Source organism: Rhizobium sp. O111, from assembly GCF_055616315.1.
The window spans coordinates 3,573,143-3,582,500 of the sequence record NZ_JBSHXL010000001.1; the positions used below are offsets into that span (position 1 = coordinate 3,573,143).

7 protein-coding genes are annotated in these 9,358 nt (G+C 63.7%); 2 read left to right on the plus strand and 5 right to left on the minus strand.

Features of this window, described 5'->3' with window-relative positions:
* Window positions 1-9: 9 nt before the first annotated feature.
* A complete protein-coding gene (locus ACVTFQ_RS17815) occupies window positions 10-2,181 on the plus strand; it encodes a malate synthase G (RefSeq protein ID WP_112436380.1) in 2,172 nt (723 codons plus the stop codon).
* Between the two features lie 95 nt (window positions 2,182-2,276).
* Here the strand turns inward: ACVTFQ_RS17815 and ACVTFQ_RS17820 are convergent, their stop codons facing one another.
* A complete protein-coding gene (locus tag ACVTFQ_RS17820) occupies window positions 2,277-2,966 on the minus strand; it encodes a L,D-transpeptidase (RefSeq protein ID WP_018901167.1) in 690 nt (229 codons plus the stop codon).
* Window positions 2,967-3,147: 181 nt separating this feature from the next.
* On the opposite strand from ACVTFQ_RS17820, the gene ACVTFQ_RS17825 reads away from it, so the two are divergent.
* A complete protein-coding gene (locus ACVTFQ_RS17825) occupies window positions 3,148-3,642 on the plus strand; it encodes an MmcB family DNA repair protein (RefSeq protein WP_111562762.1) in 495 nt (164 codons plus the stop codon).
* Window positions 3,643-3,649: 7 nt separating this feature from the next.
* On the opposite strand, the gene ACVTFQ_RS17830 is transcribed toward ACVTFQ_RS17825, so the two are convergent.
* From ACVTFQ_RS17830 to lhpI, 4 genes are all read right to left on the minus strand, one after another.
* On the minus strand, window positions 3,650-4,225 hold the full coding sequence (locus ACVTFQ_RS17830) for an ActR/PrrA/RegA family redox response regulator transcription factor (RefSeq protein WP_111562763.1): 576 nt from the start codon (window positions 4,223-4,225) through the stop codon (window positions 3,650-3,652).
* A 68-nt stretch (window positions 4,226-4,293) separates the two neighbouring features.
* Window positions 4,294-5,604: an ActS/PrrB/RegB family redox-sensitive histidine kinase gene (locus ACVTFQ_RS17835; protein ID WP_111562786.1), complete on the minus strand. Its 1,311-nt coding sequence runs from the start codon at window positions 5,602-5,604 to the stop codon at window positions 4,294-4,296.
* Window positions 5,605-5,631: 27 nt separating this feature from the next.
* Window positions 5,632-8,088 carry an ATP-dependent helicase HrpB gene (hrpB, locus tag ACVTFQ_RS17840; RefSeq protein WP_409527910.1) on the minus strand — a complete coding sequence of 819 codons (2,457 nt, stop codon included), beginning with the start codon at window positions 8,086-8,088 and terminating at the stop codon, window positions 5,632-5,634.
* Window positions 8,089-8,093: 5 nt separating this feature from the next.
* The gene (lhpI, locus tag ACVTFQ_RS17845) at window positions 8,094-9,050 is read right to left on the minus strand and encodes a bifunctional Delta(1)-pyrroline-2-carboxylate/Delta(1)-piperideine-2-carboxylate reductase (protein WP_111562765.1); all 957 of its coding nucleotides are present in this window, start codon (window positions 9,048-9,050) and stop codon (window positions 8,094-8,096) included.
* Between the last annotated feature and the right edge of the window lie 308 nt (window positions 9,051-9,358).

Genomic DNA, 9,358 nt, shown 5'->3' on the forward strand with positions numbered 1-9,358 from the left:
AGATAGTCTATGAGCCGCATCGAAAAACACGTTCTTGCGATTGAAGCCGTCCTTCATGATTTCCTGGTCAAGGAGGCGCTTCCCGGTCTCGGGCTCGATGTGGACAAGTTCTTCGCCGACTTCTCGGCCATCGTCCACGATCTGGCGCCGAAAAACCGCGAACTGCTTGCCAAGCGCGACGCCCTGCAGCTGCGCATCGACGATTGGTATCGCCAGCACGGTGCGCCGACCGATATGGACGCCTATCAGGCCTTCCTGCGCGAGATCGGCTATCTCCTTCCCGAGGGCTCCGATTTCCAGGTCAGCACGACCAATGTCGATCCGGAGATCGCCTCCATCGCCGGCCCGCAGCTGGTCGTTCCGGTCATGAATGCCCGCTACGCGCTGAACGCAGCCAACGCCCGCTGGGGCTCGCTCTATGACGCACTCTACGGCACCGATGCCATTTCCGAGGCCGATGGCGCCGAGAAGGGCAAGGGCTACAATCCGAAGCGCGGCGAAAAGGTCATCGCCTGGGTCCGCGATTTCCTCGACAACGCTGTGCCGCTCGTCGACTGGAGCTGGAAGGACGTCGCCGGCCTCGTCATCAAGGACGGCGCACTCGCGATCACGTCCACTGACGGCGAGCATGTCGCGCTGAAGGATGCCTCGCATTTCGCCGGCTACCGAGGCGATGCGGCCACTCCGACCAACATCCTCCTGAAGAACAACGGCATCCATATCGACATCGTCATCGATGCGGGAACTGCGATTGGCACGAGCGACGCCGCCCACATCTCCGATGTCTGGCTTGAATCCGCCATCACCACAATCATGGACTGCGAGGATTCCATCGCCGCCGTCGATGCCGAGGACAAGACCGAGGTCTACCGCAACTGGCTTGGCCTGATGAAGGGCGATCTGCAGGAAGAGGTCACCAAGGGTGGCAAGAGTTTCATCCGCAAGCTCAATCCCGATCTCGATTACACCGGCCCGGATGGCGCCAGCTTCGAGGTCCATCGCCGCTCGCTAATGCTGATCAGAAACGTCGGCCACCTCATGACGAATCCGGCTATCCTTGATCGGGATGGCAACGAGGTGCCGGAGGGCATCATGGACGCGATGATCACAGCCGCCATCGCGCTCTACGACATCGGCCCGAATGGCCGCCGCAAGAATTCGCGCACCGGCTCCATGTATGTCGTCAAGCCGAAGATGCACGGCCCCGAGGAAGTCGCCTTCGCCGTCGAAATCTTCGGCCGCGTCGAGGATGCGCTCGGCATGGCGAAAAACACCATGAAAATGGGCATCATGGACGAGGAGCGCCGCACCACCGTCAACCTCAAGGAATGCATTCGCGCCGCCCGCGAGCGGGTCGTCTTCATCAACACCGGCTTCCTCGATCGTACCGGCGACGAGATGCACACCTCGATGGAAGCCGGGCCGATGATCCGCAAGGGCGACATGAAGCAGGCCGCCTGGATCGCCGCTTACGAGAACTGGAACGTCGATATCGGTCTCGAATGCGGCCTCTCCGGCCATGCGCAGATCGGCAAGGGCATGTGGGCCATGCCGGATCTGATGGCCGCCATGCTGGAGCAGAAGATCGCCCATCCGAAGGCCGGCGCCAACACCGCCTGGGTCCCGTCGCCGACGGCCGCCACGCTGCACGCCACCCATTATCACCGCGTCAACGTCGCCAATGTCCAGCGCGGCCTGAAGGATCGCCCGCGCGCCAAGCTGAGCGACATCCTCTCCGTACCTGTCGCCGTCCGTCCGAACTGGACGCCCGAGGAAATCCAGCGCGAACTCGACAACAACGCGCAAGGGATCCTGGGCTACGTCGTGCGCTGGGTCGATCAGGGCGTCGGCTGCTCGAAGGTTCCCGACATCAACAATGTCGGCCTGATGGAAGATCGCGCGACACTTCGCATCTCGGCGCAGCATATGGCGAACTGGCTGCACCACAAGGTCGTCACCGAAGATCAGATCGTCGAAACGATGAAGCGCATGGCCGCAGTGGTCGATGGCCAGAATGCCGGCGACGCGGCCTATCATCCGATGGCTAAAGATTTCGACCGCTCGATCGCTTTCCAGGCTGCTCTCGAACTGGTGCTGAAGGGCAGGGCGCAGCCGAACGGCTACACCGAGCCGGTCCTGCACCGCCGCCGCCTGGAGCTGAAGGCCGCGCAAGCGGCCTGATCCCCACGCAGCAGACACAAAAAGGCCGCCGGAGCGAATGTTCCGGCGGCCTTTTTTATACCGAATTTCAGGTCCAGCTTACTGGATAACCCAACTTACTGGATAACGATGACCTTGGAGGTCGTCTTGCCCGGACGGACGCGGCTGTAGAGGTCGATGACGTCCTGGTTGATCAGACGAATGCAGCCCGACGAAGCTGCGGTACCGATCGAAGCCCATTCCGGCGTGCCGTGCAGGCGGAATAGGGTGTCCTTGCCTTCTTCGTTGAAGAGGTACATGGCGCGCGCGCCGAGCGGGTTGGAAAGGCCAGGACCCATGCCGTCTTCGACGTACTTGGCGATCTCGGGGCGGCGAACGGCCATTTCCTTCGGGGGATGCCAGTTCGGCCATTCCTGCTTCCAGGCGACGTATGCGGTGCCGGCCCATGCGAAGCCCTGCTTGCCGACGCCGATGCCGTAACGCATCGCCTTGCCGCCGGGCATGATGTAGTAGAGGAAGCGTTCGCGGGTGTTGACGATGATCGTGCCTGGACGCTCCGTGGTTTCGTAGGAGACAACCTGCCTGTGGAACTGCGGCTTGACCTTCTGGATCGGGATCGCCGGCAGCGAATATCCGGCATCCGTGGTAACGCCGTAAGCGTCGTCGAAGATCTGCGCGGTCTGGACGGTCGGACCCGGCATGGCAGCCTTGTTTTCGACAGAGGCGCTCTCGGAAGTCGTGGAGCAACCGGCCAGAGCGAGCGTCGCCATCAGGCCGAATACAGGAAGTGCATTGCGGATGCGCATGGATGTCTCTTAAGAATGGGGCAAGGGAGGATCGTTCTTTCGAACCATCTTAGATTATGGTTTATTTTCGATTAACTTCGCCTTGGCAAGCTGTTGCAATGCGGCGGAGCAATTACGCAACGGCAAACTAGAAGCGCATGGTTTTTTTGCAACAACGCGCGCGCTGGACCCTAACTTATCCATGACGATTTTGAGTGTTTACAATAACAATCCGTTAATCGATGGCCGGCAATCGGACAGGGCCATGCTCGTGCGTCGCGGGACTCAGATTTTACTTCACGAGATGCGTCACGCCGTCCTGCCGGAACTGCCGCTCGCAAGCGGTCGGCGCGCCGATCTGATCACCGTCTCGGACAAGGGCGAGATCTGGATCATCGAGATCAAGACCTCGATCGAGGACTTCAGGGTGGATCGCAAATGGCCGGAATATCGCCTGCATTGCGATCGGCTGTTCTTCGCGACACACAAGGATGTGCCGCTCGATATCTTTCCGGAGGATTGCGGCCTGTTTCTCTCGGATGGCTATGGCGCCCACATGATCCGCGAGGCGCCCGAGCATAGACTGGCGCCCGCCACCCGCAAATCCGTTACGCTGAATTTCTCGCGCGCGGCCGCCCAGCGCCTGCTGATGGCCGAATGGGCCACCGGCAAGCCGCTCGGCGTAGACGACGTCTAGCTTGAATTTACTTCGGCGCCCGCTTGGCGAGAATGCGCTGCAATGTGCGGCGGTGCATGTTGAGCCGCCGCGCCGTTTCCGAAACGTTGCGCTCGCAAATCTCATAGACACGCTGGATATGCTCCCAGCGAACCCGGTCGGCCGACATCGGGTTCTCAGGCAATTCAGCCTTCTCGCCGCTGCGCTGCGTCAGCGCCGCGTAGACATCGTCGGCATCCGCCGGCTTGGCGAGATAGTCGACGGCGCCGAGCTTCACTGCGGTCACCGCCGTTGCGATATTGCCGTAACCGGTCAGGACGACGATGCGGGTATCGTCGCGCTTCTGGCGGATCGCCTCGATCACATCCAGACCATTGCCATCGCCGAGCCGCAGATCGACCACCGCGTATTTCGGCGGATTGGCGTGGGACTTGGTAACGCCTTCCGCCACCGATTCCGCGGTCTCGACCTGAAAGCCGCGCGTCTCCATGGCGCGCGCCAGCCGGCGCAGGAACGGTCCATCGTCATCAACGATCAGCAGGCTCGCATCGGGGCCGATATAGTCGTCGCTGGCGGGGGAGGGGTTGGTAATCTGCTCGCTCATCTATTCAATCCTGGTGCTGTCAGCCTGATATAGGCCGATTGCATTGCATTTTCTTTAGCCTCATCGGCTCATTTTGTCGAATGCGTATCGATCAGCACCCGCGGCCATTCGACGCGAACGCGCGCGCCGACATAGTCAGGACCCCGATTTTCGAAGGTCAGCGCCGCGCCCGAGCGTTCCAGCAGCGTCTTGGCGATGAACAGCCCGAGCCCCAGCCCGCCGGCCCGGTCCTCCTTCTGCCGCTTGGTCACATAGGGTTCGCCGATCCTGAGCAGGATGTCGGGCGAGTAGCCTTCGCCGTCGTCCTCGATGGTGATCCGCACTTTCTCCTGATCATGCTCCACCGTGACCGTCACCTCCTGCCGGGCATAATCGACGGCGTTCTCGATGAGGTTGCCAAGCCCGTACATCATTCCGGCATTGCGCTCCGTCACCGGCTCGCCCTTGCGCGGCGCCTTCTCCACGAGGTTGAGCTTGATGCCGAATTCGCGATGTGGTGCGACGATTTCCTCCATCATCGAGGAGAGCGGCAGGCGCCGCAGATGCGCATCGCCCTCGGCCGAGAGCGTCGTCAGCCGGCGCAGGATGTCGCGGCAGCGCTCGCTCTGGCTGCGCAGCAGCTGCACATCCTCGCGGAAGCGATCGTCGTCCTTCAGCTCCCGCTCCATCTCCTTGGCAACGACGCTGATGGTGGCGAGCGGCGTTCCCAGCTCATGCGCGGCCGCTGCCGCCAGGCCATCGAGCTGCGACAGATGCTTCTCGCGCTGCAGCACCAGTTCGGTCGCCGCCAGCGCTTCGGCCAGCTGGCGCCCCTCCATCGAGACCCGATAGGCATAGAAGGCGGCAAACGTCATGGTCGAGGCGATCGAGCACCAGACGCCGAACTGCATCACCTCTGGAACGTTGATCTCCGCCCCGTCGAACCAGGGAAGCGGGAAGGGCGAGAACGACAGGATCGTGATGCAGGCCATCGCCACCACGATCAGCGGCATGCTGTAGCGGATCGGCTGCGACGCGAAAGCGATGATGACGGGAACGCACACAAGAACAGCGAATGGATTGACAAGCCCGCCTGTGATGAAGAGCAGCGCGCAGAGCTGCAACAGATCGAAGCCGAGCAGCGCCAGCGCCGCCACCGGGTCGATGCGGTGCGTCGCCGGATAGCGGATCATCAGATAGAAGTTGACGATCGCCAGTGCCGTGATGAGCGCGATGCACGCCTGCACCGGCAGCGGAAACTGCAGCCAGAGGGCAACGATCAGCACCGTGGCGGTCTGCCCGCAGACGGCAAGCCAGCGCAGACGCACCAGCGTCTCCAGCCTTAGCCGACGGCTGCTCTGCCTATCTTCCTCGGGCATGCTCTCGACCTTGTCGGCCATCTCTTTATTCTTGATCGGCATTGCGGCTCATGTTCCTCGCGGTTTTGCCCGGGTCGTCGGTGGTGCCTCTTCCGGCCTCTCCGGCCATGGATGCCGGGGATAGCGCCCGCGCATGTCGGCGCGCACATCCTTCCAGCTCCCGGCCCAGAACCCCGGAAGATCGCGCGTCGTCTGGATCGGCCGATGCGCCGGCGATGTCAGCTCGAGCAGCAGCGAAAGCCGCCCGCCGGCAATTGTCGGGTGCGCCTTCAGCCCGAACAGTTCTTGAACGCGGATGGTCAGTGTCGGCTCTTCCCCGTCATATTGTATCGGATGCCGCTGCCCGGTCGGCGCCTCGAAATGCGTTGGCGCCAGCCGCGCAAGGTCGCGTTGCAGCTCATGCGGCACCAGCGCCATCAATCCGTTCGAAAGCCCGCCCGCCGAAATGTCTGAAAGCCCGCGCGCATCCGCCTGATAGGGAATGAACCAGTCGTCCATGCGGGCAAGCAGCGCCGCCTCGCTCATGTCGGGCCATGGCGCGCCGATGCTTCTATAGAGAAAGCCGATCCGCTCGCGCAGCTGCATCGCTTCCTTGGAAAACGGCAGCTGCTCAAGCCCCATCTCCTTGATCCCCTCTGCAAGCGCCCGCGTGACAGCCTCGCCGGATGGCCGAGGCAGCGGCGTCTCGTCGAACACGATGGCGCCGAGCCGCGTCGCCCGCCTTGCCCGCACTTGCTTGCTCTGACGATCGAAGAAGGTCTGGTCGTCGGTGCGGATCGCGCCCGGCAGCTCCGCCTCGACATCCCCGCGCGTCACCTCTGCCGCCGCGAGAATCCGTGCCTGCGCCGCCCGGCCCGTGAGGTCAGCGATCACAAGCATCGGGCTGCTCGCCAGCCGTTCGGTCTCGGCAATCTCCGCGCCACGCCCATTGGCCATCACGAACCGACCACGCCCGCCACGCTGCAGCGCGATGCGGTCGGGGAAGGCATGAATAAGCAACCGGCCGGCAAGACCCGGCTCGTCCGCCACCATCTGATCGCGCCCCTTCGCCAGCCGGATAGCCAGCTGCCGCGCCGCCTCGGCCCGCTCGCCGCGCTCGGATTTGAACCGGCGCAGCCGGTCCTCGAGATCGATGCTTGTCCCGCCCAATCCCTGTTCCGTCAGAAGCACGGCCATCATCGCCGCCTCCCTCGCATGCCCGGTCTCTCCCGAGGAGAGCACCATCGCCGCCAGCCGAGGAGGGAGCGCCATGTCGCGCATCTCGCGGCCGCGCGCGGTCAGCCCGCCATCCCGGTCAAGCGCGCCGAGTTCGCGCAGCAGCGCGCGCGCCTCGGCAAGCGTCGTCTCCGGCGGCTGGTCCATGAAGCTGAGCGCCCTCGTGTCCTGCACGCCCCAATGGGCGAGATCGAGCACGAGACCGGAAAGGTCGGTCGAGAGGATCTGCGGCGGCGTGAAGGCGGGCATCGCCGCCGTCTGCCCTTGATGCCAGAGCCGGATGGCAATCCCCGGCTCGGTTCGCCCGGCGCGCCCCGCCCGCTGGTCGGCCGAGGCCCGCGACACCCTCACCGTCTCCAGCCGGGTGATCCCTGTCGATGCCTCGAACACCGGCAGGCGTTGCAATCCGCTGTCGATCACGATCCTAACGCCGTCGATGGTGATCGAGGTCTCGGCGATCGAGGTCGCCAGCACGATCTTGCGGGTGCCCACCGCCGCCGGCCGGATCGCCGCGTCCTGTTCCTTCTGACTGAGATTGCCGTAGAGCGGCGCGATCACCGTTGCCGCGTCGAACCGCTCCCGCAGCCGCTCGGCCGTCCTGGTGATTTCGGCCTGTCCGGGCAGAAAAGCCAGGATCGATCCACTCTCCGTCTTGTGCGCATCGATGATCGCCCGCGTCATCGTATCCTCGATCCGCTCGCCACCCGGCCGGTCCTGGTAGCGAATATCGATCGGGAAGCTGCGTCCCATGCTCTCGATCAAGGGCGGGTTGTCGAGCAACGCCACCACGCCGGTGACATCGAGCGTCGCCGACATGACCAGGATCCGCAAATCCTCGCGCAGCGCCGATTGCACGTCGAGCGCCAGCGCCAGACCGAAATCGGCGTCGAGCGACCGCTCGTGAAATTCGTCGAAGATCACCGCCGATACGCCCGACAGCTCGGGATCGTCGAGGATCATCCGCGCGAACACACCCTCGGTCACCACCTCGATCCGCGTCCGCGCCGAGATTCTGGTATCGAGCCGCATACGATAGCCGACCGTCTCGCCGACATTCTCATTGAGCAGCGCCGCCATCCGCCCGGCCGCCGCGCGCGCCGCGAGCCGTCGCGGCTCGAGCAGAATGATCCTGCCATCGCCGCGCCAGACCTCATTGAGAAGATGAAGCGGCACCAGCGTCGTCTTGCCCGCCCCCGGCGGTGCGGAGAGCACGGCGCGCCGCGCCGTCGTCAGAGCCGCGCCGATCGCGGGTAGAACATGAGAGACCGGGAGCTCCGGCAATATGGGCACGTCACTCACGCCGTCGCTCGCGCCTTCGTCGCCGTCTCGTAGGCGAGGATCGCGCCCGCGAGATCCTCAAGTGCGGCGCCCACCGACTTGAAGAAGGTGATCTCGTCGTCATCCCGCCGGCCCGGATGCCTGCCGCTCGTCAACTCCGCCAGTTCGGCCTTGATGCCGCCTTCGGAAAGGACGCCACTTTTCAGCGGCTGCACGATGTCGCCCGCCTCGCGGGTGGCGCCCGCGCGCGTGTCCACGAAGACGCTCGAACGGCGGATCGCCGTATCGTCGGCCTCGCGCATGTCGGGCTTGAAGCCGCCGATCAGGTCGAGATGCGCCCCGGGCTTCAGCCAGTCGCCTGAAATCAACGGTTCGTTGGAGAGCGTCGCGCAGGAAATGATATCGGCCGTCCGCACGGCCGTCTCAAGGTCGTTCACGGCTTCGGCGTTGAGACCCAGCGCCCGCGCCTCGGCCGCGATCGCCTCTGCATTCTTTATGTTCCGACCCCAGATCCGAAACCGCTGCAGCGGCCGCGTCACCGCATGCGCCTGCAACAGGTTGAGCGATAGCCGTCCGGTACCGCAGACGAGCAGCTCGTGCGCTTCGGAATGGGCGAGATAGCGCGCTGCCAGCGCCGACGTCGCCGCGGTACGCCGTGCCGTCAACTCGCCGCCCTCGATCGCCGCCAGCATCTCGCCTGTCCTGGCGGAGGAGAGCAGGTAGGTTCCGAAGATCGCTGGTAGCGCGCGTCGCGCATTGTCGGGAAACACCGAGAGGATCTTCACGCCCGCATAACGCCCCGGCAGCCACGCCGGCATCAGCAGCATGGTCGCGTCGCGCTCGCCGGGTACTTCCATCTCGTGATGATGCCGCACTGGCGCAACGCAGTCGCCGCTAAACATTGCCGCCAGCGCATCGATCAGCGCAGGCCAGTCCAGCGCTGCGCGCGTTTCCGTCTCATTGAGGACAAGCATGTGTCCATCCCTCTTATATATGTATGGCGATCGCCGATCCGGCCAAACTAGTGATTGCTGGTCGCCGCGCAAGCGCCGGAAGCGGATCGGCTGGAGGGCTTTCATGTCCTAATAGGCGCGTCGGTAGCCGGAAGCCGCTGAAAAACGTCTTTTGTGCTCGGGATTTTGTCGATTTCGACCCGTTCGGGGGCATTTCACCGATATCTCTGGTGCTTTCCCGCTGTGGGCCGTTCGTCCACTCGAAGCCGTTCCGGAAATTCCCCCAGTCAAAACAACATGTTATAAAACTGTCAAAAAACTTTGCGTGT

Coding starts and splice junctions, on each gene's coding strand:
- ACVTFQ_RS17835 (WP_111562786.1), bottom strand. CDS start 5,604: ATGGCCGACAAGGTCGAGAGCATGCCCGAGGAAGATAGGCAGAGCAGC.
- ACVTFQ_RS17820 (WP_018901167.1), bottom strand. CDS start 2,966: ATGCGCATCCGCAATGCACTTCCTGTATTCGGCCTGATGGCGACGCTC.
- ACVTFQ_RS17825 (WP_111562762.1), top strand. CDS start 3,148: ATGACGATTTTGAGTGTTTACAATAACAATCCGTTAATCGATGGCCGG.
- ACVTFQ_RS17830 (WP_111562763.1), bottom strand. CDS start 4,225: ATGAGCGAGCAGATTACCAACCCCTCCCCCGCCAGCGACGACTATATC.
- lhpI (WP_111562765.1), bottom strand. CDS start 9,050: ATGCTTGTCCTCAATGAGACGGAAACGCGCGCAGCGCTGGACTGGCCT.
- ACVTFQ_RS17815 (WP_112436380.1), top strand. CDS start 10: ATGAGCCGCATCGAAAAACACGTTCTTGCGATTGAAGCCGTCCTTCAT.